At 39.5% G+C, this 25,851-nt stretch carries 24 protein-coding genes; 8 read left to right on the top strand and 16 right to left on the bottom strand.

Going from position 1 to position 25,851, the window contains the following annotated elements; translation table 11 throughout:
- From urtE to urtA, 5 genes are all read right to left on the bottom strand, one after another.
- Positions 1 to 690 carry an urea ABC transporter ATP-binding subunit UrtE gene (gene urtE / locus AC2VNP_RS08000; RefSeq protein ID WP_486916821.1) on the bottom strand — a complete coding sequence of 230 codons (690 nt, stop codon included), beginning with the start codon at positions 688 to 690 and terminating at the stop codon, positions 1 to 3.
- The gene (gene urtD, locus AC2VNP_RS07995) at positions 668 to 1,465 is read right to left on the bottom strand and encodes an urea ABC transporter ATP-binding protein UrtD (protein WP_486916820.1); all 798 of its coding nucleotides are present in this window, start codon (positions 1,463 to 1,465) and stop codon (positions 668 to 670) included. The genes urtE and urtD overlap by 23 nt, the downstream gene beginning before the upstream one ends.
- Positions 1,419 to 2,510, bottom strand: coding sequence for an urea ABC transporter permease subunit UrtC (gene urtC, locus AC2VNP_RS07990; protein WP_486916819.1), 1,092 nt, complete (start codon positions 2,508 to 2,510; stop codon positions 1,419 to 1,421). Before urtC ends, urtD begins: the two co-directional genes overlap by 47 nt.
- Positions 2,511 to 2,536: 26 nt before the next feature.
- Entirely contained in the window at positions 2,537 to 3,439 is a 903-nt protein-coding gene (urtB, locus tag AC2VNP_RS07985) for an urea ABC transporter permease subunit UrtB (protein WP_486916818.1), read from the bottom strand.
- A gap of 68 nt (positions 3,440 to 3,507) precedes the next feature.
- Complete coding sequence (gene urtA / locus AC2VNP_RS07980; protein WP_486916817.1) at positions 3,508 to 4,782, bottom strand: urea ABC transporter substrate-binding protein; 1,275 nt, start codon at positions 4,780 to 4,782, stop codon at positions 3,508 to 3,510.
- A 238-nt stretch (positions 4,783 to 5,020) separates the two neighbouring features.
- Between urtA and ureA the strand changes: the two genes are divergently transcribed.
- From ureA to AC2VNP_RS07940, 8 genes are all read left to right on the top strand, one after another.
- Entirely contained in the window at positions 5,021 to 5,323 is a 303-nt protein-coding gene (gene ureA / locus AC2VNP_RS07975; protein ID WP_486916816.1) for an urease subunit gamma, read from the top strand.
- 48 nt (positions 5,324 to 5,371) lie between these two features.
- Positions 5,372 to 5,740 carry an urease subunit beta gene (locus tag AC2VNP_RS07970; protein WP_486916815.1) on the top strand — a complete coding sequence of 123 codons (369 nt, stop codon included), beginning with the start codon at positions 5,372 to 5,374 and terminating at the stop codon, positions 5,738 to 5,740.
- Positions 5,737 to 7,452, top strand: a complete 1,716-nt coding sequence (gene ureC / locus AC2VNP_RS07965) for an urease subunit alpha (protein ID WP_486916814.1) — start codon at positions 5,737 to 5,739, stop codon at positions 7,450 to 7,452. The genes AC2VNP_RS07970 and ureC overlap by 4 nt, the downstream gene beginning before the upstream one ends.
- 107 nt (positions 7,453 to 7,559) lie before the next feature.
- A complete protein-coding gene (locus AC2VNP_RS07960) occupies positions 7,560 to 8,006 on the top strand; it encodes an urease accessory protein UreE (RefSeq protein WP_486916813.1) in 447 nt (148 codons plus the stop codon).
- A gap of 19 nt (positions 8,007 to 8,025) precedes the next feature.
- Positions 8,026 to 8,688 (top strand): urease accessory protein UreF, encoded by a 663-nt coding sequence (locus AC2VNP_RS07955; protein WP_486916812.1) that lies wholly within the window; start codon positions 8,026 to 8,028, stop codon positions 8,686 to 8,688.
- 35 nt (positions 8,689 to 8,723) lie between these two features.
- The gene (ureG, locus tag AC2VNP_RS07950) at positions 8,724 to 9,353 is read left to right on the top strand and encodes an urease accessory protein UreG (protein ID WP_486916811.1); all 630 of its coding nucleotides are present in this window, start codon (positions 8,724 to 8,726) and stop codon (positions 9,351 to 9,353) included.
- Between the two features lie 2 nt (positions 9,354 to 9,355).
- Positions 9,356 to 10,135 (top strand): urease accessory protein UreD, encoded by a 780-nt coding sequence (locus tag AC2VNP_RS07945; protein WP_486916810.1) that lies wholly within the window; start codon positions 9,356 to 9,358, stop codon positions 10,133 to 10,135.
- Between the two features lie 224 nt (positions 10,136 to 10,359).
- The gene (locus tag AC2VNP_RS07940; protein WP_486916809.1) at positions 10,360 to 12,357 is read left to right on the top strand and encodes a S9 family peptidase; all 1,998 of its coding nucleotides are present in this window, start codon (positions 10,360 to 10,362) and stop codon (positions 12,355 to 12,357) included.
- A 535-nt stretch (positions 12,358 to 12,892) separates the two neighbouring features.
- Here the strand turns inward: AC2VNP_RS07940 and AC2VNP_RS07935 are convergent.
- The 11 genes from AC2VNP_RS07935 to phnH form a co-directional block, all read right to left on the bottom strand.
- Entirely contained in the window at positions 12,893 to 15,001 is a 2,109-nt protein-coding gene (locus tag AC2VNP_RS07935; RefSeq protein ID WP_486916808.1) for a methyl-accepting chemotaxis protein, read from the bottom strand.
- A gap of 263 nt (positions 15,002 to 15,264) precedes the next feature.
- The gene (locus AC2VNP_RS07930) at positions 15,265 to 15,702 is read right to left on the bottom strand and encodes an ASCH domain-containing protein (RefSeq protein WP_486916807.1); all 438 of its coding nucleotides are present in this window, start codon (positions 15,700 to 15,702) and stop codon (positions 15,265 to 15,267) included.
- 126 nt (positions 15,703 to 15,828) lie between these two features.
- The gene (locus AC2VNP_RS07925; RefSeq protein WP_486916806.1) at positions 15,829 to 16,659 is read right to left on the bottom strand and encodes an MBL fold metallo-hydrolase; all 831 of its coding nucleotides are present in this window, start codon (positions 16,657 to 16,659) and stop codon (positions 15,829 to 15,831) included.
- A gap of 381 nt (positions 16,660 to 17,040) precedes the next feature.
- The gene (katG, locus tag AC2VNP_RS07920; protein WP_486916805.1) at positions 17,041 to 19,251 is read right to left on the bottom strand and encodes a catalase/peroxidase HPI; all 2,211 of its coding nucleotides are present in this window, start codon (positions 19,249 to 19,251) and stop codon (positions 17,041 to 17,043) included.
- A 602-nt stretch (positions 19,252 to 19,853) separates the two neighbouring features.
- The gene (locus AC2VNP_RS07915) at positions 19,854 to 20,471 is read right to left on the bottom strand and encodes an LbetaH domain-containing protein (protein WP_486916804.1); all 618 of its coding nucleotides are present in this window, start codon (positions 20,469 to 20,471) and stop codon (positions 19,854 to 19,856) included.
- Positions 20,472 to 20,486: 15 nt separating this feature from the next.
- Entirely contained in the window at positions 20,487 to 21,206 is a 720-nt protein-coding gene (gene phnL / locus AC2VNP_RS07910) for a phosphonate C-P lyase system protein PhnL (RefSeq protein WP_486916803.1), read from the bottom strand.
- A gap of 27 nt (positions 21,207 to 21,233) precedes the next feature.
- Positions 21,234 to 22,412, bottom strand: a complete 1,179-nt coding sequence (locus AC2VNP_RS07905; protein WP_486916802.1) for an alpha-D-ribose 1-methylphosphonate 5-triphosphate diphosphatase — start codon at positions 22,410 to 22,412, stop codon at positions 21,234 to 21,236.
- Between the two features lie 13 nt (positions 22,413 to 22,425).
- Entirely contained in the window at positions 22,426 to 23,262 is an 837-nt protein-coding gene (locus AC2VNP_RS07900; RefSeq protein ID WP_486916801.1) for an ATP-binding cassette domain-containing protein, read from the bottom strand.
- A 1-nt stretch (position 23,263) separates the two neighbouring features.
- Positions 23,264 to 24,127, bottom strand: a complete 864-nt coding sequence (locus AC2VNP_RS07895) for an alpha-D-ribose 1-methylphosphonate 5-phosphate C-P-lyase PhnJ (protein ID WP_486916800.1) — start codon at positions 24,125 to 24,127, stop codon at positions 23,264 to 23,266.
- On the bottom strand, positions 24,114 to 25,247 hold the full coding sequence (locus tag AC2VNP_RS07890) for a carbon-phosphorus lyase complex subunit PhnI (protein WP_486916799.1): 1,134 nt from the start codon (positions 25,245 to 25,247) through the stop codon (positions 24,114 to 24,116). Before AC2VNP_RS07890 ends, AC2VNP_RS07895 begins: the two co-directional genes overlap by 14 nt.
- Positions 25,248 to 25,847: a phosphonate C-P lyase system protein PhnH gene (gene phnH / locus AC2VNP_RS07885; RefSeq protein ID WP_486916798.1), complete on the bottom strand. Its 600-nt coding sequence runs from the start codon at positions 25,845 to 25,847 to the stop codon at positions 25,248 to 25,250.
- Between the last annotated feature and the right edge of the window lie 4 nt (positions 25,848 to 25,851).

The following is a 25,851-nucleotide window of genomic DNA, read 5'->3' as shown; positions in this document are numbered from 1 at the left end:
TTAAACACTCAAATACTTACTAACCTCTTCCTCAATTAGTTCACTACCTTCATATACGATCCGACCTTTATCAACGATATAAAAATAGTCAGCTACACTTTTGGCAAAATCAAAGCTCTGTTCTACTAGTAAGATTGATGTGTCCTCACTTGTTTCTTTGAGTTCACGAATAACGTCTTGAATATCTTGAACGATGTTTGGCTGAATCCCTTCAGTTGGTTCGTCGAGCAACAAGCAACGAGGATTGGCTACTAAAGCACGAGCAATCGCTAATTGTTGCTGTTGTCCTCCACTTAAGTCTCCTCCACTTCGATCCTTCATTTCTTTAATGACTGGGAAATAGTCATATACTTTTTCATCGATTTTCTTAATGCTATTATTCGCTTCAAGACCTAAAAGTAAATTTTCATGAACAGTTAACTGCGGAAAAATTTCCCTTCCTTGTGGTACATATCCAATACCTTTTCTTGCTCGATAATTAGGAGCCTTCTTTGTTACATCTTCATCATCATAGGAAATGGAGCCACCTTTTAGTTTCAAAAGGCCCATAATTGCTTTGATTAGTGTAGTTTTCCCAACTCCATTACGTCCCATTAAACAGACGACTTGACCTGGTCTCACCTCTAATGAAACATCACGGATAACTGTACTTTCATCATAAGCAATTTCAACCTGTTGTAGCTGCAGCATATTTTTCATCACCTTTTCTACCTAAATACACTTCCATGACACGTTCATTTCGTTGGACTTGTTCCATTTTACCATCACACAATAATTGCCCACCGTGCATGACGGTCACTTTTTCAGCATATTGACGAACAAAATCCATGTCATGTTCAACAACAACGACCGTACACTTTTCTTTTAACTTTAGTAGTAATTCACCCGTCTTATGTTCTTCTTCCTCTGTCATGCCAGCAATCGGTTCATCCAATAAAAGAAGATCTGGCTCCTGCATCATGACCATGCCAATCTCAAGCCATTGTTTTTGACCATGGGATAGACTTTTTGCTAGAACATCTTCTTCCTTTGTTAACCCTATCAACTCTTGCATCCCATAAATTTTTTTCTTTTCCTGTTCCTTTTTCTTTGCTCTCAAGATAGCAAACAAGCTCTTATCTTGCTTCATCGCAAGCTCCAAGTTCTCTGAAACAGTTAAGTTAGGAAAGATAGATGGCGCTTGGAATTTTCGCCCGATACCTTTACGAACAATTTCGTATTCTCTTAAATTCGTAATTTTTTCATCGTTCTTAAAGCGAATATCTCCTTTTACCATCTTCGTTTTCCCACATAGCACATCAAGGAATGTTGTTTTCCCCGCACCATTCGGGCCAATTATGAAATGAAGCTCATTATACTTTAACGAAAAGGAAAAGTTATTAATTGCAACAAAGCCTCCAAACGCCACGGTTATATCTTTACACTGCAGGATTGTTTCGCTCACTTGTTGTTTTACTTGTGTCATTACGATCACCCCTTCTTAATTTTGATTTCATTTTGCTAAATAAACTCATTAAGCCACCAGGTAAAAATAACACGACAACTACAAAGACAGTTCCAACAAAGTACAACCACATGTCTGGATAAGCTTCACTAAAGTGCGTCTTCGCTACATTCGTAACGATCGCTCCGATTACAGGTCCAATTAATGTTCCACGACCCCCAATCGCCACCCATAAAATCATCTCGATCGAAGGAACAATACCAATCATCGTCGGCGAAATAATACCAACTTGTAAAACAAACAGCATCCCTGCTAACCCTGCAATCCCAGCTGATATGGTAAAAACTAATACTTTAAAAATAGACGTATCATATCCTGAAAAACGAAGTCGGTTTTCCCCATCGCGGATCGCAATGAGCACTTTCCCAAACCGACTATTAACGAGTCCGTAGCAAAGGAAGAACACGGCAACTAAGCAAGCAATACTGATAAAATAAATAACCTTTTGTGTCACTGGAGCAGCTAGAGAATAGCCTAATACGGTAGAAAAACCTGTTAATCCATTGGTTCCTCCTGTATATTGCTGCCAACTAACGATCAAAGTTACGGTTACGATCACTAAAGCTTGGGTAAGAATTGTGAAATAAACATCTTTGATACGATTACGAAATATTACAAAACCTAAAATGGAAGCTATGATCATCGGAAGTAGAATTGCCCCTAATATAGCGACAAACGGATTTTGAAAGATCATCCAAAACCACGGTAACTCTGTAATTCCACTCCACATCATAAAGTCGGGAACCGTAGCTGTTGCCTCGAGCTTCAAGTACATTCCCATAATATAAGCACCAATTCCAAAAAAGATTCCATGCCCTAGACTTAGAACACCTGTGTATCCCCAAAGTAAATCTAAACCAATAACTAATATAGCAAATGCTAAAAAACGACCAAGTAAATTTAAACGAAAGTCTGATAGAAAAAAAGGACACAATGCGAGAATGACAACGATCGCTAAAAATAACCACCTGCGATCATATAAAATTTTTGATATGGATGCTTCCACTGTTTATATCTCTCCTTTCCTTCCTATTAATCAAGTGAGCGCGAACGAATAGAAAAAATTCCATTGGGGCGCCACTGTAGAAATAAAATGATAAGAGCAAAAACTAATACTTTCCCCATTGAAGCATTCGTCCAATATTCAAGAACCGTGTTAAACATCCCAATGCCCATCGCTCCAATAACAGTTCCTATTAACATTCCAACTCCTCCAACGACCACGACCATAAACGCATCAATGATATAATACGTTCCGATGGATGGACCAATTGGACCAATAAGAGTTAATGCTGATCCAGCTACACCAGCAAAGCCTGCTCCAATCGCAAATGTTGTAGAGTCGATTCGTCTTGAGGAAATCCCTAAACAAAGGGCCATGTTTCGATTTTGCATAACTGCCCTAATACGTCTACCACTTGTTGTCTTATACAAATATATAAAGAGTAAAGCGATGCTGATAACCACTAATGAAATGATGAATAAGCGCGTATATGGTAGCGTTACGGACATCACTTGAACACCACCTCGTAAAAACCCTGGCGATTCAACCCCAACATTAGGGGCACCAAAAATTGAACGAGCCGCTTGCTGTAAAATTAAGCCGACACCAAATGTAGCTAACAAACTATCAAGAGGACGGCCATATAAATGCCTAATTACGAGGAACTCCAATAGCATTCCGATTAATGCTGCCACCAAAAAAGCAAACGGTATTGCTAGAAAGAAGTACATATCAAACCAGCCTGCTGGTAGATACTTTTGAAATGTCATTTGAACGACATAAGTGGCATAGGCTCCAATCATGATTAGTTCTCCATGAGCCATATTAATAACTTTCATTAATCCAAATGTTATTGCTAAGCCCATGGCAATCAACAAAAGGATTGACCCTAGACTAATTCCGTTAAACGCTTGGACGATAACCCCTTCCATATTTCGCACATCCTTTGTTAATAGTAGTAGATTGGCTGACAACAAACGTCATCAGCCAAAGCACGCAATTACTTTACAGATCCACTAATGCCACTAGCCCAATCATAGTTCTCTAAAAATGGGTCTGGTTTAATAGGTTCTCCAGAATTCCAAACTTCCTTAAACTGACCGTCTGCCTGTACTTGACCGATACGAACTGTTTTATAAATATGTTGGTTTTCACCATCGATTTTAACGAGTCCACCCGGACCATTAAATTCAATTCCGTCAGCAGCAGCTTTAACTGCATCTACATCTGTAGACCCTGCTTTTTCTGCAGCAGCCGCCCATAAGTATACCGCCAAATACGCAGCTTCAATCGGGTCACCAGTCACACGGTCAGCACCGAATTTTTCTTTATACTTTTCTACAAACGCTTTATTTTCAGGAGTATCTGTTGTTTGGTAATAGTTCCAGCTAGCATAATGCCCTTCTAATACATCAGCACCAATTCCACGAATCTCTTCTTCGGCTACACTTACAGACATGATCGTAATATCATTTGGTGTAATTCCCGCATCAGCTAATTGCTTGAAAAACGCTACGTTACTATCTCCATTTAATGTGTTGAAAATTACTGTTGGTTTAGAGTCACGAATACGAGAGATGATTGTGTTGTAATCCGTATGACCTAAAGGTGTATATTGCTCCTCAACCACTGTTCCATTATTAGCTTCGAGCTGTGCTTTAATAATTTGGTTAGCTAAACGAGGAAAAACGTAATCAGAACCTAAAAGGAAAAATTCAGTTCCTTTATTTTCAAGTAACCAGTCCACTGCTGGGACGATTTGCTGGTTCGGTGCTGCACCTGTATAGAAAATATTGGGCGAAGCTTCCATTCCTTCATATTGAACAGGGTAGAAAAGTAACCCGTTATTTTCTTCAAAGACCGGTAGCATTGCTTTACGACTTGCAGAAGTCCAACCACCAAATACGACATCAACTTTATCTTGTTGCAATAGTTTTGTCGCTCGTTCCGAGAATGTCGGCCAATCAGAAGCACCATCTTCAATAATTGGAACAAGCTGTTTTCCTAAAACACCTCCAGCTGCATTGATCTCTTCAATCGCTAGAAGTTCAGCATCTCTTAATGATGTTTCACTCATTGCCATTGTTCCACTTAATGAATGAAGAATTCCGACCGCAATTTCATCAGAACCTACTTCAACTGCTTCACCTTCATCACTTGTTGCTGGTGTACTACTACTTTCCCCTCCACCACAAGCTGTCAGTAAACCTACTAAGACAGCAGAGCTTGCGATCGTTTTTAATACTTTACTAACCCTACCTTTTTTCTTTTTCATAATATCTCCCCTTTTCCAGTATTGTGTTTTCCTTCCACAATGAACACTTTAAACAGAAAAGTATGAATATTCATTCTTTATGTCAACTAATCTGACAGATAATTTACAAACGATGTTAGTAAGGTGTTAGGAATTTCTTTGTAAGATTTCCTAACAATTGCCTTGCCCCCTACCAACGATATCAAATACGATAAACAAAACCTCACATGTGATGTTAGGAAGGAGTGAACGAGACAGCATGAAATTAACACCTGTTGAGATAGAGAAATTAATGATATTTACAGCTGGTGAACTTGCATTAAAGAGAAAAGCACGCGGACTCAAACTAAATTACCCTGAAGCTTGTGCAATTCTTAGCTGCTTTATATTAGAAGGAGCAAGAGATGGACGAACAGTAGCGGAATTAATGGCGGAAGGCAAAAATGTACTCTCTGCAGATGATGTTATGGAAGGCGTTCCTGAAATGATTGATCAAATTCAAGTTGAAGCCACCTTTCCTGATGGTACAAAACTTGTCACTATTCATGAACCTATTCAATAAAGAAATTACTGGATAACGATAAGAACCAAGAATATAAGGAGGTTTCCAATGATACCTGGTGAATATCGAGTAGCTAAAGGCCATATTGTATGCAATCAAAATCGAAAGACAATCGTGTTAAGAGTTTCTCACACTGGTGATCGTCCAGTCCAAGTCGGCTCACACTATCATTTTGCAGAAACCAATCGTTTTCTTTCTTTTGATCGACGCACTGCTATAGGAATGCGCCTAAACATCGCAGCAGGAACAGCCGTTAGGTTTGAGCCTGGAGAAGAAAAAGAAGTTGAACTGGTTGAACTAGCTGGAGACAAAAAAGTATTCGGTATTAATAACCTAACGGATGGATCAATATCAGATGTAGACAACATTGCCACTGTTATTTCATCTAAAGGATTTAAAGGTAGGTCAGGACAATGAACCTAACGAGAAAACAATACGCAAACTTATATGGCCCTACAACTGGTGACAAAGTCCGCCTTGCTGATACTGATTTATGGCTTGAAATAGAAAAGGATTACACTGTATATGGTGATGAGTGTAAATTCGGTGGCGGAAAAGTCCTTCGTGATGGTATGGGACAAAATGGAATGCTTACACGCGATGAAGGTGTATTAGATTTAATTATTACAAACGCAACTGTTATTGATCACACAGGCATATACAAAGCGGACATCGGAGTAAAAGATGGGCGCATATCAGCGATTGGTAAAGGTGGCAATCCAGACTTAATGGATGGTGTAGATCCTAATATGATTGTTGGAGCTAGTACCGAAGCCATTGCAGCTGAAGGGCTTATTGTCACGGCTGGCGGGATTGATGCACACATTCACTTCATTGCTCCCCAACAAATTAATACAGCAATCGCTTCTGGAGTGACAACCATGATTGGCGGCGGGACAGGGCCAGCTACAGGTTCCAATGCAACGACATGTACACCAGGACGTTGGAACATCCATCGTATGCTAGAAGCAGTCGAGGAATTCCCGATGAACTTCGGTTTTTTAGGTAAAGGAAATGCTTCTGCATTAGATCCTCTTCGAGAGCAAATTCACGCAGGTGCTATCGGATTAAAACTTCATGAAGATTGGGGTACAACACCTGCAGCCATTAATACATGCTTAACAACGGCTGACGAATTAGATATTCAAGTCGCTATTCATACCGATACATTAAATGAAGCTGGTTTTGTAGAAGATACGATCGACGCTATAAATGACCGAGTCATTCATACGTATCATACAGAAGGTGCCGGTGGCGGCCACGCTCCAGATATTATGAAGGTAGCTTCCTTCAATAATGTTCTACCATCATCAACGAACCCTACACGACCTTTTACTATTAACACCATAGACGAACATTTAGATATGTTAATGGTTTGCCATCACTTAGATCCCGATGTTCCTGAAGATGTAGCATTTGCCGATTCACGAATTCGCCCTGAAACCATTGCCGCTGAGGATATTTTGCATGATTTAGGTGTCATTAGTATGATCGCCTCAGACTCTCAAGCAATGGGACGCGTTGGTGAGGTCATTCTTCGTACTTGGCAAACAGCAGATAAGATGAAGAAACAGAGAGGTTACCTCCCTGAAGATGCAGCAAATGAAAATGATAATACAAGAATTAAACGCTATGTAGCCAAGTATACAATCAACCCTGCGCTAACTCATGGAATGGCACATGAGATCGGTTCTATAGAGGTTGGAAAGTTAGCCGATATCGTTTTATGGGACCCTGCCTTTTTCGGTGTAAAACCAGAAATCATTCTAAAAGGTGGTCTCATAGCACATGCACAAATGGGAGATCCGAATGCTTCTATCCCTACACCACAGCCAGTCTTCCAACGACCGATGTTTGCTAGCTTTGGAAAAGCGCGATATGCGACTTCCATGACGTTTATCTCGCAATCAGCGTTTCAAGCAAATGTTCATAAAACACTTGGCTTACAAAAAATGATTGGCGTCGTTAAAAATTGTCGCAATATTTCTAAAAAGGATATGAAGTGGAATGATGGTACACCTGAAATCGATATAAATCCGGAAACCTATGAAGTAAAAGTAGATGGAAAACGAATTGAGTGCGAGCCATTTAAAGAAGTAGCTATGGCACAACGATATTTCTTGTTTTAAGACTTTGTTAAGGCAATGTTATTGGTGATATAAAACGGTATAGACTCTATATGTCAATTACAAGCAGAAAAGCGATGTATAGAACCTATTTAAAGGAGACGAAAACTATGATCTTAAGTACAATTGTTGGGAACGTAAAGGATATTGAAAATAATGAACTGATTGAATGGATTGAATTAGATTGGGAAGAGTTAACGAAGCGAATTCTTAGAAAAACGACAAATAAAGGCCGAGAAGTAGCGATTGCGTTTGAAAACGAAGACCATCATCTACATGTTGGTGATATCGTGTACAAAGATGAGAACGTGACGATTGCTATTCGTACAAAGCTTGAGCCTGCTTATGTGGTCAAACCAGAAACGATTGCAGAAATGGGTAAAATCTCTTGGGAGATTGGCAATCGCCACACGCCTGCTGTCTACGAGAACAATGAAATTATTTTAAGATACGATGAAACATTAGTCCCTCTATTTAAAAAGGTTGGTGTTCAATTTGAAAAAACAGAAAGAAGATTCTCACAGCCAATTAAATATAATGGACACCACCACCATTAATCCAAACATTCTTCATCTAATGCAAATACACGATTCAGCTTTTCCGATCGGCGCCTATACCCATTCCTTTGGGATGGAGACATTTATTCAAAAAGGAACGATCCATAATAGAGAAACGTTGCTGTCATTTTGCAAAACCTACTTACATGCCAATTTAGCTTGTGGAGATGGTATTATCGTGAAATTAGCTTACCTTCATACGAAACAGGAAGATCTTGAAGCGTTACGTGAACTCGACTTCATATGTAATAGCATGAAAGTAGCTACAGAATCTCGAAACGGGAGTATGCGAATGGGCAGGCAATTTCTACAGACTATCTCCCATATAGAAGAAACTGAATTTTTCTCAGGGTGGAGTCGTGAAGTTGTTGAAAAAAGAACAAAAGGCCATTTTGCCGTTACTTATGGCATTTATGCTGCTCTGCTTGATATCCCTTTGTCACTTGTGATCTCAACGTTCTTTTATTCATCGGTCAGCTCTTTAATTCATAATGCTGTAAGAGCGATACCGCTAGGACAAACTGACGGAGTAAAAGCGATCTATTCTTTGTTAAACGATTTTCAGACAACTGCTAATCACGTTCTGCAACTAACAGAGGATGACCTTGCTAACAATTCCATCGGCATTGAATTAGCATCAATGGAGCATCAATTTTTATTTTCGCGCTTGTTTATATCTTAAAAAATAACTATGAATATAGAAAGGAAGATTTATTAATGAAAACAGTACGTATCGGAATCGGAGGGCCTGTTGGCTCTGGAAAAACAGCCTTAGTTGAACGCTTAACTCGTGCGATGCATAATGACTACAATTTAGCGGTTATTACTAACGATATTTACACGCGAGAAGATGCCGAGTTCCTAACTAAAAATGGTGTATTATCACCTGAGCGAATTATTGGAGTAGAAACAGGCGGTTGCCCTCACACTGCCATTCGAGAAGATGCCTCGATGAACTTTGAAGCAATTCGTGAACTAGAGCAACGTTTTGAAAATCTTGATATTATCTTTCTAGAAAGTGGCGGTGACAATTTATCAGCTACTTTTAGTCCAGAACTTGTAGATGGCTTTATTTACGTCATCGACGTTGCCGAAGGACAGGACATCCCTAGAAAAGGCGGCCCTGGAGTAACTCGCTCCGATTTGCTCGTAATTAATAAAATTGACCTTGCACCATATGTAGAGGTTGACCTAGATGTAATGAAAGAGGATGCAACCCGTGCAAGAGATGGACGTCCATTTATTTTTACAAATCAGAAGAAAGACATTGGGGTCAATGAAGTAATTGCTTGGATAAAGAGACAATTACTACTTGAGGATTTAAGAAATGAAACGATAGGAAGTTAATAATGAATAACCTTTCCGGTCACCTTTCCTTACACTTTACTCCGAAACGTGAGAAAACTAGACTCGTAAATTGTAAGCAAATTCCGCCATTAAAAGCTGGACGTGCGTTATACTTAGATGATAGTAGTAAAGCAACGGTCTATTTAGTAGAAACATCAGGGGGAATGGTTTCAGGTGACAATAACCAAGTGGATGTGACTCTCGATGAAGGGAGTCAGGTCTGCTTAGTCCCTCAGTCAGCCTTAAAAATATACCCTTCGACTTCAAATAGAGCGAGTACACTTAAGACGACGGTACAAGTGGGAAAAAATGCTGTTTTGGAGTGGTTACCTGAAACAACGATTCCCTTCGAAGACGCCATTTTTCACTCGGAAACAAACGTTTCTTTAACATCCGAGTCTACATTTTTTTATGGCGAGATCCTCTCTTCTGGTCGTGAAAAAAGTAATGAGTCCTTTCAATATAAGCGAGTTCGAACAGCGATGAAAATTTACGTCGATGGTGTCTGCCAATGCTTCGATAGTATCGACCTGAATTGGTCACAGGTAGCGCCTCAACAGATTGGTTTTTTTGAGATGGCGAGTTACTTAGGGTCAATATGGTACTTTTCACCAGACACACATACCGTTGACCTACAAGAGCTATTATCTTCGTTTCAAAAAGGAAAAGATCATCGCGTTGGTGCAGCTACGCTAGATGGCGGCGGAATCCACTTCCGCTGGCTCTCCAACGACCTCTGCCTAGTCAAGAAGGAAATGGAGTTGTTGAGGGCGTCACTGTGACACCTCGAAAAATCCTGTTCCACAATAATGTTCCATGAAGCCCTTATAATACAAGAAGAAGCTCAAACCCACTATAAGGGCTGGGCTTCTTTTTAATGAAATACTCAGAATCAATCATTCTCTGGAATGCTCCTCTTATTTTAAATATACAAAAATAATTCTATTTTATTTCGAATGCCGAAATGATATGATAGAAGAATAGATTGAAAGATATGGAGGAATTTATGATGACCAAACGTCCAATAACAGCAGATGACTTATGTAAGTTTAAGTTTGTCGGAGACCCTCAACTGTCTCCAACCAAAGAAAAAATTGCTTATGTTTTAACTCACGTCGATAAAGAGAAAGATGGCTATTATTCTTTTATCTATGTAACTGACCTAAATGGAAATGGGAGACAGTTTACCTCTCATTATTCAACAGATAAATTAATAAAAGATACGGCTCCTACATGGTCTCCAGATGGAAGCATGATTGCCTTCCGCTCAAACCGTTCAGGAAAAAACCAAGTTTGGCTCTTACATATTGATGGTGGTGAGGCTGTTCAAGTAACCGATGTAAAGCAAGGAGTTGGAGACTTTTCTTGGTCCCCAGATGGAAGCCAGCTTGCCCTAACGATTACCGGTGAATTGAAGCTTACCTCTGATAAGGAAGAAAAAACTGAAGAAAAAAGTGATGTTAAAGTAATTACTAGACTTCGTTATAAAGGTGATGGAGTTGGTATTTATAACGATGACCGCAAGCATGTTTATTTATTTGACATTGAGACAAAATCTTTTACGAAGGTTACTGAAGGAGATCATGACTTTTCACAGCCTCGTTTCTCCCCAGACGGGAAAAGTTTATTTTATATTGGAACGAAGGCAGAAGATAAAGAGTGGGGCTACCTTCCAGCGATTTGGAAATATGATATTGCTACTAAAGAAGAGACCCTCTTTTATCAAGGAAATGGATATATTATGGCACCTTCCTTCTCACCAGATGGCAAATGGTTAGCCGTTGCTGGTCATACACGTGGAGAAAGAAGTCAAGGTAATGCGAATGTTCTCTTACTTTCTTTAGAGACAGGTACATTAACAAATTTAACAGAAAACTTTGATTATACAGTTGGTAACCTAGTAGGTGTGGATGCGAAGTATGACACAGCAGAGCTTCGATTAATTTGGGACTCTACTAGCAACCATATTTTCTTTGGTGCTACTGTTGGAGGAGATTGCCAACTATTTAAAGTAAATCTAAAAGGGGAAGTGTCCGCGGCCCTATCTCCATCTGTCGCTTCTGTTTCTTCTTACGATATTGTTAGTGATGATCAAGCAGTACTAGTTCTAGCAACACCTCATTCGACAGGAGATTTAGTAACTCAGGATCTAAATGATGTGAATAACATTAATGAGCTAACAGATTGGAACCAAGAGCTTTATAACGAGGTACATTTAAGCACTCCTGAAAACTTCCACTACAAGAGCACGGATGGCTGGGGTATTGAAGGATGGATTATGAAGCCTTATGGATTTGAGGAAGGAAAAACGTACCCTATGATCCTTCAAATTCACGGTGGCCCAGCAACAGCTTATGGTAATGGGTTGCACCACGAAATGCAATTAATGGCCTCAAAAGGTTATATCGTCCTATACACTAACCCAAGAGGAAGTCATGGATATGGGCATGATTTTGTAAATGCTGTTATTGGTGATTACGGTGGAATGGATTATGAAGATATTATGGCGGGTGTAGATTATGCTTTAGAAAACTTTAACTACATCGACCACGACCAATTATTCGTGACGGGTGGAAGCTACGGCGGATATATGACAAACGTTATCGTTACGCGTACAGACCGCTTTAAAGCAGCCGTTACCCAGCGTTGTATTAGTAATTGGCACAGCTTTTATGGCACGAGTGATATTGGTTTCTTTTTTACTGAATGGCAGCATGGGCATGCCGACTTATGGGAGGATGTAGACAAGCTAATCAAGCTGTCACCTCTCCATTACGCTCGTAACGTCAAAACACCGACACTCATCCTGCACAGCGAACAAGACTTACGTTGTCCAATGGAGCAAGCAGAACAATGGTATGTGGCACTTAAACGTCTAGGTGTCGAAACGATGCTAGTCCGCTTCCCAGATGAAGACCATAACCTTTCACGCTCTGGTAAACCGAAGCACCGCCTAGAGCGCTTACAGCATATTATTGGTTGGTTTGAAGATCGAAGAAAATAAGGATAATTACTAGTAAAGGTTTCGACTGAAACGGTCACACCACTTGGCCGATCCTTCAGTCGAAACTTATTTTTCAAATCAAAAGAGGTGGCAACTTGATGCCGCCTCTTTTACTTTTAATAATGACGAGCTAACCATTAAATGCAGTCTTCTGACTGGTTAATATCATATTTCTATCCTATAACGTCCTTCATCAACTCTATGAAGGACTCTTTCCATGCCTTTCCATCTTGTAATGTCCTTCATCAGCTCTTTGAAGGACTCTTCCCTTGTTTTCCTATCCTATAATGTCCTTCATCAACTCTATGAAGGACTCTTCTCTTGTCTTTCTATCCTGTAACGTCCTTCATCAACTCTTTGAAGGACTCTTCCCTTTCCTTCCTATCCTGTAATGTCCTTCATCCAACTCTTTGAAGGACTCAAACGAAAAATAGCATATCAATGATTGATATGCTATTTCTTTATACTTTTTACTAGTTTCTCCACAAAAATCGAACTACTTACGGAAACCCTCCAGCCCTACATTGTCCATATTTTATAATCTAAATCGATTGATCGTATCATTTAGTTGTTGCGCCACTTGACTTAGTTCTGTTGCTGAAGCATTGATCTCTTCCATTGTCGCGAGCTGTTCTTCAGTTGACGCAGCCACATTTTGTGTATTCATAGAGCTCTCTTGGGCAATCTTTGATAATTCACTCATGGTTGCTGCGACTTCCTCTGAATTGGCTGATAATTGCTGTGAAACAGCCGAAACGTCATGAATTTGGTTACTGACTTCATCAATAGATGACATAATTTCACTAAAGTCTAATCCTAAGCTTTCGATCACTCGTGTACCCGCCTCGACTTGCGAGGTCCCTTCTTCCATTACTTCTACAGCATGAGCGGTTAAGTCTTGGACTTGAAGGATGATTTTAGAGATTTGAGAAGTAGAATTTTTCGTTTCTTCGGCTAATTTACGTACCTCATTAGCAACTACAGCAAATCCTTTTCCATGTTCCCCAGCTCTTGCTGCTTCAATTGCTGCATTAAGTGCTAGAAGATTGGTTTGCTCCGCTACACTATTGATTAAATTCGTTATATTGCCAATTTCTTTCGAATGGTTACTCAGATCATTGATCACTTTCGACACATTCCCAACGAAATCTTTGATGATTTTAAATTGATTGACTGACTCATTAACAGCTATACTTCCAGCCTTCGCTTTTTCTGTTGTTTTCGTTGAGAGATCTGATACCGTTCCAGATGCCTCAGCAATCTTTTGAATTCCTTCAGCCATCTCCTCGGAAGCTAATGTACTTTCAGTTGCGCTGCTCACTTGTGTTTCTGCTCCATTTGCGACCTCTTCTATGACGGTGGCTACTTGTTTTACTGCTTCTGTTGTTTGATCTATACTTGCTGTAAGTTCTTCAGATGATGCCGCGATTTGTTCTGATATCTCTTTATTACTAAGGATAATCTCCTGAAACTCGCTAGCCATTTTATTAAAAGCTTCTCCAATCTGACTTGACTCGTCTTTGGTTTCCAAGCTCGTTTTAGCTGTAAGGTCTCCATTCGCAAACTGTTCCATTTTCTCCTTAATGTGCGTAATTGTGTTCCTAACACCAAAATAAAAAGACATAAAGAAATATATGATTAATAAAGTTACAAAGATCGATATCGCAATAACCGTCATCACTCTCGATTTTAATTCACTAATTTGCTGGTCTAAGCGATTATCGATGACAATCATTCCTTGGTTCATCAATACGTATATGTTATCTAGTGACTCAGTGATTGTAGAAAAGAACATACTTGTATCAACCCTTATTGACGAAGCATTTAAGATCTGTTCTTCAATCAGGTGAATAGACTTTTCTGCAGCTAATTGTGCCTCTCTATATTCAGCTGCAAGTTGTCTTTCAACTTCTGGACTTGCTGTAAATGCAAATTCTAACTTTCTACTTGTCGAGTTCAGGTAACTTTCCATTGTCTTTAGGTTAAATAACAAATCTAGACGTTCTTGATCTGACATTTCCTTGTTATTTACAATCGCTGTACCTACCGCACGAGACATCCCCATATATTCTGCCATATTAGGGAGATCTTCTAATAATGAACTAACTAGAAAAGAATTGGCCTTATCGGTATCTAAGATTAAGTTCGAAGTCGTTGCGATATACATCTGAAAATCAACTAGCTCTCTAATATAGTTACTATGTACGCTAATCGATTCTTCTGAGTTATAAGAGTATACATTGGAACTGATTTGGTTCCAGCCTTGTTTAATGTCATCCCATTGATATTCTACATTTAATCCCTTTCCTAACCGCTGATTAACTTTATCAATGTTCTGAATAACCGCTGCGATACTTTCCTGTCTTTGTCCCATATCTTCTTGAACATGAGTTCCTCCTTGCAGATACGTTACAGAAAGACCCCTGTGTTGCTGAACGAGTTGGACAAATTGACTCAATTCACTAATATATTCAATTCCTTCTCTTTCCTTCTCAGCAAAGGCCAATCTATCATTGGCATCATCTATCAAAAAAAATAATACGACAAGTAACGGAACTAGAAATAAAACTAAAATTAATGAAAATTTCTTTATGTACGAAAGCTTATTCATAAGGTGAATACCTAATCCAAAAAAGTTCCTCATATTTCTTCTCCTTCTCTGCCCACTCTAAGATCGCTCACATTGCTAGGAGAACCTATTACTGATTGGATCATTTTATAAAAGTGTGCCGTAAGTTTATTAAAGAAATCATACTAAAAAAGCCCTAAATTAGATGTGAAAAAAGTCACACTGTTCCACTTTGAGTTCATCATCCTTAATCTATTATACAGTCCTATAGACACCTACAACTTGTTGGTTCATACGTAAAAAAACGTCATTCATTACGAATGACGCCTTGCCAATCTTTAAGCATTCCAATAGACCTCATGCTCCCATAACCCCAGTTTTCCTTTAGCTGGAATAAAGTGATCTAACAGTCGCATATCCTCAACGACCCAAACATAGCCGCCTTCTGGATAACCACCTAAAAAGTAGTCATTCCCAGATACTTGTCGTCCATCTTCTAACACTGCCCAAGTTTGGTGGTTTTCCAATACCTTAAGGCACTCCTTCAGCTGGCAGACAGCAATTATTTGCCCGGTTGGCAAATCCTGAACGCTATACCCGTGCTTGCCTAATAATGACTGTACGGCAGGATGGCTACATACAGCCTTATCCACTTTTTTACTTGTATGTATCGCCAAAGACCCGCGGTAATTTGTCTTCCAACTCCTCGTTTCGTACTGAGCTTCCCGAAGAACAAAAAGGCTGGCCCAAGGCTGTATCATTGATAATACTTTCATGTCTTCGTCCTCCAACCAAAAAGCTAACTTTTTTTTATAGCTTTCCCCAGCCTAAAATATATTAAGCACAGTGACATTGGAAGACTTAAGTGTTGAGAGTTAGTACTATTTATATATTTTTTTCTATTACATAGTTTGTGATACAAAGGCTTCCTGTTTAATGATGGAGTTGACAATATGGACCGAGTCCCATTCCCCAGCAGAAAAAAACGTTATCGGATATTTCTTAGGAAACAGCTCATTATTAATGGCCTCTGGAGTCTTCCCTTCTTCATACAGCTTTAATATATTTCCTTGGATGTCCAACAAATAATTTAGTTTGTTTTTTAAAGCCGTTCGTCCATTGCTCAAGTGGCCCGCGTGATTGCAAAACACATCATCAAAGTCATAGGTTAAGACTCTTTCCAACGAAGCGATAATCTCAGGAATGCTCTCTTCCCGCAGCACCACCTTTGTCTTCTCCTGACAATAAAGGTCCCCAGTAAAAAGCTGTCCGGTTTCCTGATTTAAAAAAGCAAGGTGGTCAATCGCATGTCCTGGAGTTTCGATTACACTCCATGTTGCATTTGCAGATTGAAAGGTGTCACTAATTGAGCTGGCATGGAAAGGTCTGCGTTTCCCCCAGAACAATTGGCGATAGAGCAGATAATCGGCCTTTTTCTTGCAGTATTTAATCATTGTATTCTTCATAAAAAGAGGCACTTGATGCTCCTTTTGTAAATACGCTGCACACCCTGTATGATCTTCATGGAAGTGTGTCATGATTACTCTTTCAATATCCAATTGTTTAAAAAACGGGACAAATAATTTTTCTAATGATTTAGCACCTGTATCAATTAATACACCATCAACGAAAAAGCAATGAACATTTAGCTTTACACTCTTAAAAGCTACCGTACCATTGCCCATCTGTACCCCATTCACTGTCTCCTGGCCAAAGCTCTTTCTAAATAACACAGCCTCTTCCCCTCGCTTTTACTTCTTTTTATCATAGTAACACGTAATGAATGATTATTCAGTCATTTTGTTCAAGGAGGAGTTCTATTCCCATGCATTGCTGGAATTCAGTGCAATTGCTTTTACCGTAGATCTTTCCTCTACCATACACCATTCCGTACTTTTGGTGACTGCTTTCTGCTATCCCTCTTCTTTTTCGGGCGTCAAGAAGTCTTTTGCTTACCGTTTCCTCCTTTCCCCCTTCTTTTTCGGGCGTCAAGACGCCTTTTGCTTACCGTTTCCTCCTTTCCCCCTCCTTTTTCGGGCGTCAAGACTCCTTTTAATTACCGTTTTCTGCAAGAAAAAACCGCCGTCAATAGACTGACGGCGGTTACCTTTGATTTAGTTACCTGTTGTTTGAGCCTTTTTATCAAGCTTAAGATCGAAACGGTCTGCATTCATAATTTTAACCCATGCAGCGATAAAGTCATTTACAAACTTTCCTTTGTTATCGTCTTGAGCATAAACTTCTGCAATACCACGTAGAACAGAATTTGAACCGAATACAAGGTCAACACTCGTTGCTGTACGAAGTACTTTACCTGTCTTGCGGTCACGTCCTTCAAATACATCCCCTTCTGTCGGGTTCCACGCTACTCCCATATCAAGCAAGTTAACAAAGAAGTCGTTAGAAAGAGTTCCCACACGATCAGTGAAAACACCATGTTGTGTGTCGCCGTAGTTTGTACCTAGTACACGCATACCGCCAATAAGTGCCGTCATTTCTGGTGCAGTAAGGTTAAGCAGTTGTGCTTTGTCTACTAGAAGCTCTGCTGCACTTACACTATACTGTTTCTTTTGGTAGTTGCGGAAACCATCTGCGATAGGCTCCAGCACTTCAAATCCTTCTACATCTGTTTGCTCTTGTGTTGCATCACCACGTCCAGGAGCAAAAGGAACTGTAACATCAAAGCCTGCATCCTGTGCCGCTCTTTCAATGGCTGCACTTCCGCCTAATACAATCAAATCAGCGATGCTGACTTTTTTATCTAATTGACTTTGAATGTCTTCTAATACAGCAAGCACTTTTGTAAGTTGTTCCGGTTGGTTAACTTCCCACTCCTTTTGAGGAGCAAGACGGATACGAGCACCGTTAGCGCCACCACGGTTATCTGAGCCACGGAACGTACTAGCTGAAGCCCAAGCCGTTGTTACTAACTCGCTAACTGTAAGTCCAGAAGCCAAGATTTTTGCTTTAAGTTCTGCTACTTCTGCATCTGTTAGCTCATAATCAACTGTTGGTACAGGATCTTGCCAGATAAGATCTTCTTTTGGAACTTCTGGACCTAAATATCTTGCTTTAGGACCCATATCACGATGTAACAGTTTAAACCAAGCGCGAGCAAATACGTCTGCAAACTCCTCTGGGTTTTCATAGAAACGGCGAGAAATCTTTTCATATTCCGGATCATAACGCAATGCCATATCCGCAGTTGTCATCATCGTCGGAACACGAACGGATGGATCTTCTGCATCTGGTGCAAGATCTTCCTCGTCAGGATCAACCGCAAGCCACTGATAAGCACCTGCAGGACTCTTTGTCAGCCACCAGTCATATTTAAATAATAGTTCAAAGTAACCATTATCCCACTGTGTTGGATTAGCAGTCCAAGCCCCTTCAATACCGCTGGTGATTGTGTCACGTCCTTGACCGCTGCCATGCGTGCTTAACCAACCTAATCCTTGTGCTTCTACAGGAGCAGCTTCTGGTTCTGGACCAACCTGAGCAGCATCTCCTGCACCATGTGCCTTACCAAACGTATGTCCTCCGGCTATTAGCGCAACCGTTTCTTCGTCATTCATTCCCATACGAGCAAATGTTTCGCGGATATCTCTACCACTTGCAACCGGGTCTGGTTTTCCGTTAGGTCCTTCTGGATTTACATAAATTAGACCCATTTGAACAGCCGCTAATGGATTTTCAAGATCGCGGTCACCTGAATAACGTTTATCTCCTAACCATTCTGTTTCAGCACCCCAGTAAATATCTTCTTCTGGATGCCAAATGTCTGCACGTCCTGCTCCAAAACCAAACGTCTTACCGCCCATTGACTCAATAGCAACATTACCTGCTAGAACGAACAAATCGGCCCAAGAGATCTTGTTACCGTACTTTTGCTTAATCGGCCATAATAGTCTGCGGGCTTTATCAAGGTTACCGTTGTCAGGCCAGCTGTTAAGTGGAGCAAAGCGTTGATTTCCTGTATTCGCACCACCGCGACCGTCACCTGTACGGTATGTACCCGCTGCATGCCATGACATCCGGATAAATAATGGTCCATAATGACCGTAGTCAGCAGGCCACCAATCTTGACTTTCTGTCATTAGATTATGAAGATCCTGCTTGAGAGCATCGTAATCTAACTTTTGAAATTCTTCAACATAATCAAAGTCTTCTCCCATAGGATTCGTTTTTCTATCATGCTGATGTAGTATATTTAAGTTTAACTGATTTGGCCACCAGTCTCTATTTGATGTACCACTAGATTTACTGCTAGTAGCACCTCCGTGAAATGGGCATCCGCCAGTGTTAGCATTGTTTTTTGTATCCATATTTTTCCCCTCCGTGTAAATGAAGTAGTAAAGCAATAAGCCACTAGTCCTAAGAAACTTATAAAACAGAATATAATAATAACTTTTATTTAATTATTATTATAAGGTATTCCAATTTAAAGTAATAATGACAAATTTAGTACAAGTCTACTTTCCATATATACTAACGTTGAAATAGCTTGGTCTTATCACTTAAATATGTTTATTCTCGTAATTGTTAGGATAGACCAGATGAAATTCAGTAGAACTTCCTAAGGTTCATATTTCTTTGATTTGGATTGAATTAATACACAATTAAAACATGCTCAGCTAATGGCTTATCACCTTGTAATAGCTATAGCTCATTTGCTATAACTAAATGATAACAGATTTCAATTTAAAATCAATACTTATTTATAATAATTATTAAATAAAAAATAAAACTATTAAAAAGTCATTAAAAAAGGATATAAACGAGGTAATATTACCTGACTTATACCCTAAAAACGAAAAACTGAAACTTGTTTTTACTTGTTTTAGAACTATTATTAATTATTTCTATGCTTCCATATTTTAAAAATTTATTATAAAAATATGGATATGTTTGACGAATTTCATGTAGTTCAAGTCGATGATCGTTCTTTGTATTTTTCAATAAACTGATCCATATCATTAAAATCTTCTAATCTCTCTTTTATTTCCTCGTGACTCCAATTCCACCAAGCAATTTTCTCCAACTGGTCAATGACTTCTTTAGGAAATCGACTTCGAATGGGCTTTGCTGGATTTCCAACTACAATGGAATAAGGCTCTACATCTTTTGTTACTACACTGCTTGATCCAATGACAGCACCGTTTCCAATTTTTCTGCCTGGCATTACAATCGCTCCGTGACCAATCCAAACATCGTGGCCGATTGTAACATGATTTTCCTTACGCCAATTGAAAAGTTGTTCGTCATCTGTGTTACCAAATTGATATTTTATCCTTCTATAGGTCGCATGGTGCTGCATGACTCTCCAGGTAGGGTGATTACCAGGATTGACTCTAACATGTGAAGCAATAGAACAAAACTTTCCTATGTTTGCATAGGCGATTTGTACATCTCCAGCTGTATATGTAAAATCTCCAATAGTGGACTCTAAAATAGTTGTGTTTTTCCCAAAATCGGTCCACATTCCAAGTTCACTGTCTATTATCTTACATTGTTCACCAATTGTCGGACTTTCAGAAAGTATCATACACTATCCCTCTTCCTATAGCTGATTGATAACTTCTTTTTTTATAACTCCGTTTTTCATAGATAAATGATGATCTACAACCGTTTCCATAAACTCTAAATCATGAAAAATCCCCAACATGCTTGTTCCTTGTACCTTCAACTTTATGATCATATCGCGAACAGCTTCTTTCGAGTCACTATCTAGCGAGGCTGTCGGCTCATCTAATAATAGAAAACGGGGTTCTTTTACCATTGCTCTTGCTAAATTCAGCCGGAGTTTTTCACCGCCGCTGAACGTATTCGGGTACGCATCCCACAGGTTTTCAGGTAAGTTAAAGTGTTCTAACATTCGTTCGGCTTCTGCCATGGCTAGCTCTTGACTTTTACCAGCTTCAACTAAAGCTTCCATGACAACTTCGCGAGCCGTTACTCGGGGCAGCACTTTTAAAAACTGGGATACATATCCAATTTCCTTAGAACGTATGGCAATGATCTCCTGCTCATTTGCTTGGACTAAATCGATTTCCCCAAATTGCTTAGACTGAAAAATGATTTTTCCGCTAGTCGGCAAATAGGTGCGATATATACATTTTAAAATCGTAGACTTTCCAGCCCCGCTCTTCCCTGTAATACCGATAAACTCCCCCTGCTGTAATGAGAGATTAACATCTTTACAGCCATGGATTTGTTTATTGTTTAATTGATGTAATGTAAAAGTTTTGGTTACATTTTCTATATTTAAAATGACACTCATGAAGGACCTCCTTACTTTTTAAGATTTTTATATGAACGTTTTTTCATAACGATAATTAATTCCGTATACACATTTGCCAGACACAAATACCGTTTCAATGATTGGTCTCTTGTGATGCTCCCCTACAATCAGTACATCTCCTTCTTTTCCTTCTTCAATGGATCCTGTATGATGAGCAATTCCAAGTGCCTTTGCCGGGTTAATTGACACCATATTCACCGCATGAGGAAAGGTCATTTTCCCCTGATGATAAAGCTGAAATACTGACTGAATTAATGAAGGCGGATAATAGTCCGAACAAAGGACATCAACTACTCCTTCTTCAATAGCTATGTTTGCAGATAAATTATTACTGTGCGAACGCCCTAACAGGACATTAGGTGCGCCCATAACGACATGTAACCCGCGTTTTTTGGCTTCTCTAGCTACTTCAAGCTCAATTGGAAACTCACTAATACTAACAAACCAATCTTTAATAATATCAAGCTTGCTAATTGAGTCATCATCATGAGAAGCGATTGGAATCCCGTACTGGTAAGCAACGCTGGCAATCTCTTTTAATTGATCGGTATCCAACTTTGGCAGTTGTTGTCTTTCAATAATAATCTTTTCAATCTCTTCTTCTGTATAATCATGTTTACTTTTAATGAGCTTTTTTTGCAGTTCAATATTTCTCCATTGACCTTGTCCTGGCGTATGGTCCATAAAAGACAGTTGATCTAACAGCTTTTCCTTAATTAATTGCTCTACAATAGGAACAGCCGCAATATTCGTAATCTCAAAACGCAAGTGAGCTTTGTGGTTGACTAAGGATTTATCCTGAGCAGCTTTTTTAATAAATCGGATGTATTCTTCAACTTTCTGATTTTTCCTAGTGTCATTATCTGTATAATCACCGTGCATACTTAATGAATGGTGCATTGTTGTAATTCCGTGTCCCGCTATTTTACGCTCTAATTCAGAAAATGAAATATCAATAGGGAAAATACTCCCAGGACGAGGCTGAACTTCTCTTTCGATCGTATCACTATGGGTGTCAATGATTCCCGGCAGGATCCACTTTCCGCTTGCATCGAATCCGCCTTTTACAGGTATGCTTCGATTCGCAATATCAATGATCTTTCCATTTTCAATTGTAATGGTGCCGCCCCAAATTACCTTTTCTGGAGTAACAATATTTCCGCCATATATTGTTGTAATGCCCATTTTATTCACTCCCTTATAGCATGGAATTAATTAATAACTGTGAGTATTCGTGTTGTGGATCCTCCATAATTTGATCCGTAAGCCCAGATTCTACAATTCTTCCATTTTTCATAACGATTGTTCGTTGAGTTAACATTTTGATGACAGAAAAATCATGAGAAATGACAATCATCGTTACCTTTAATTCTCTTTGAATCTGTCTAATTAAATCTAAGACACGTGCTTGTACGGATACGTCCAAACCAGTTGTAACCTCGTCTAATAATAAAATGGGAGGATTATTAGCTAGAGCTTTAGAAATTTGCACTCTTTGTTGCATTCCCCCGCTAAAATATTTAGGGAGATCATCCATACGTTTAATGGGGATTTCAGTTTGCGTCAATAATTCTTTGGCTCTCTCTCTTATCTTCCCAACATGATACACATCAGCAGTTAATAGTTTTTCAGCAATATTACCGCCGCTGCTAAAATCGAGTCGCAACCCTACATGTGGGTGCTGGTAAACCATACCCATTAAGTGATTTCTAATCCAGCGCTTCTTTTGATTACTTAAAGTAAATAAGTTACTTTCTCCTTCGTCATAACAGGATAAATGGGCACTTCCGGACGTATGGCTTTCATCAAAATACAACATTTTAACGAGTGTACTTTTTCCAGATCCACTTTCACCGACAACCCCTAATATTTCGCCGGGATAAACATCAAAATTAATATCACCGCAAGCAACAATCGATCCACAGTTTGGACAAATATTGGTTTGTGCATGGGGACCCGTTTCTTCTAAGCAGTGCTCACAACCAGTTCCATAGATTTTAGATAAGTTCCTTACTTTTAATATCGCTTCATTCATCTCACCAAACGCCTCCAATCTGAACTGGGGTCCCTTGTCTCTCTTTCCTTTTCTTGTTACAGTAGCTCGTATCCGAACAATAAAAATTCTTTTCTCCTGTCTCTTGATCATAGACTTCGTCTAAAAATGTATGTGTACTTCCACAATGAGCACACTCACGGTCTGGTTTTTCGACTTGAAATTTATAATCTTCAAACTGTAACGGATCCACATCTGTATAAGGCGGAATGGCATATATTCGTTTTTCTCGGCCTGCCCCAAACAAAAATAACGTTTCAGCTTGATGTAATTTAGGTACATCAAAACGAGGAATTGGAGAAGGATCCATAATATAACGGTGGTTAACCATGACGGGATAACGTGCCGCTATTGTGATTTCGCCCCATTTAACGATATTTTCATAAAGTAAAACCCATAGCTTACTGTAATCCTTCTCCCCGTGCATTTCCCTGGTTTTTCTTTCACTCGGCTCTACTTTACGTAACGGTTCTGGAATAGGAACTTGAAAAACTAGAATTTGATCTTCAGTCATTTTTTCTTCAGGTATTCGATGTCTCGTTTGGATAATACTTGCCTCCAGCGTATCAGTTGTTGTTTTTACGTTCGTTGTATTTTCTATCAATTCACGAATATTACAAGCATTTACGCTGTCATCGCACCCTTGATCAATCACCTTAACCACATCATCATTCTCAATAATCGACAGGGACACCTGTAACCCGCCAGTTCCCCACCCTCTTGCAATTGGCAGTTCTCTAGAACCAAACGGAACTTGATAGCCTGGAATAGCAACAGCTTTTAAGATAGACCGGCGAATTTCTTTTTTTGTATTTTCATCTAAAAAAGCGTAATTATATCCCTTCATGATTATGTCCCTCTCTTTCTTGTACCGAACGCAGTCTTGATAAACCGGCTTGGAATGTAACGTAATGCGGAAGCTTCCAGTGAGAAACAAAGCCTGATGATTCGATGCCATCAATATGATACAAAACAAATTCCTCATCTTCGGCTGGTGCTGTCGGTTGCTCCACTTCCATCGCTCGATCTAGAGTCGCCATCGCCATCACTTTTACTTCGTTTTGTCCAAAACATAAACCGTAACCAATTGAATATTGTGCCTTGGAGCTTTCTTCCTCGTTGTCTTTCTTTTTCCCCGCACTTAACTTCGCAATAATTTCTGCTTCACTTATCATAATTTTGCCGATGGTAATTTGCTCTCCCTCATAAATGGGGTGTGGAATTGAAATAGGCACATAACCTACTCTTAATTCTCCTAATGTTGGGTGGACACTGCCATAACCACGAGCACTTGAATAAGCAAGCATCATCATCGCACCCGTTTCCCCTCTTGCCATCGCTTGGAGTCTTACTGCTCTTGATGCTGGAAATTGTATCGACTTTCGCGTAATGTCTTCAACTTCATCGAGATCGGTATTAGTAACTGAGCGGTCTTCTACCAGTCCTTGTTCCTTTAGTAAATCAATCACACGGGGGAAATCAGGTAGTTGTTCACTGCTGATTTTAACCTCATCATGACTTTCCATATTATCTAGGAATTCTTGCATATGTAATTCACTTTCTTCCATCAACTCAAAATCAAATAATCTCTTAGTATAGTCTTTTGTCGGGCCTAGATACTGACCACCAGGTATATTTTTAAAAGCAGCCGAAATTCGACGGATTGGTTGGATATCGGTTGTATCTACCACGATGGAATAGTGGTTTCGAGGCAGTGTTGAACGAAAGGCTCTCATCATAAAGGAAGCTTCAATTGTATCCCCCTCTGCTTGTTTTAAAGCAAGTGCCGCCAAATCCTCAGCATACAAAGATCCTTCTCCCATCACTTTATCAACAGCTAACCTTAATTGGTCTTTAATTTGTTTCACTTCTAAAGGAGAACTGCCGCCTCTTAAACGATAATAGTTTAAGAGCTTTTCAGCCTCTTCAATTGCCTTTTGGCCTCCTTTTACAGCTACATAAGCCACTTACAGCACCTCCAGCCCTATTTTTACACTACGTGGTAAACAGCAAACTTGACCATTTTCATCTAGTAAGATCATATCGATTCCTAGTGGAAATTCAGAATTACATACATTACGTCTTTCCATGATTTCTTTTTGGAGGCCTTTAATAATGCAGCGGCTCTCCGTTTTCACCCCAGGGCCAGTAATAGTTAGAAGGAGGCCACTTTCTAATCGACTCTCTTGGGATTGAATACTCTCAACCTGACAAATTACGGTAGCACTATCATCGGGATAATGAAGAGTACCTTTTTTTAAGTTTTCATATTGAAGCTTGTCTGTACCGTTCATAAAATAATAGTCGCACGTTTCTACTGAAGCATGCTTTGCCATCGTATGTATTTGCAAAAATGAAATTTGTTCCTGATCTTGAGCATGAATATGAAATTTCACTTCGCGGTCCAATAACGTCGAAGCTATACTTGAAACATATCCGCTAATACTGGTGTCATAACCGAAGTCCATTTGATCGATAGAACCTATTTTTCCTGGTCTAGCCATACAATCTAGTAACGTTCTAAATACTTTTTGGGTATGAAACACTTCTATATTTGCTTCTAACATTATG

This window comes from Alkalihalobacterium sp. TH-98, assembly GCF_057473385.1.
Note: the sequence above shows the minus strand (reverse complement) of the source record. Positions and strands in the feature narration are given on the sequence as shown.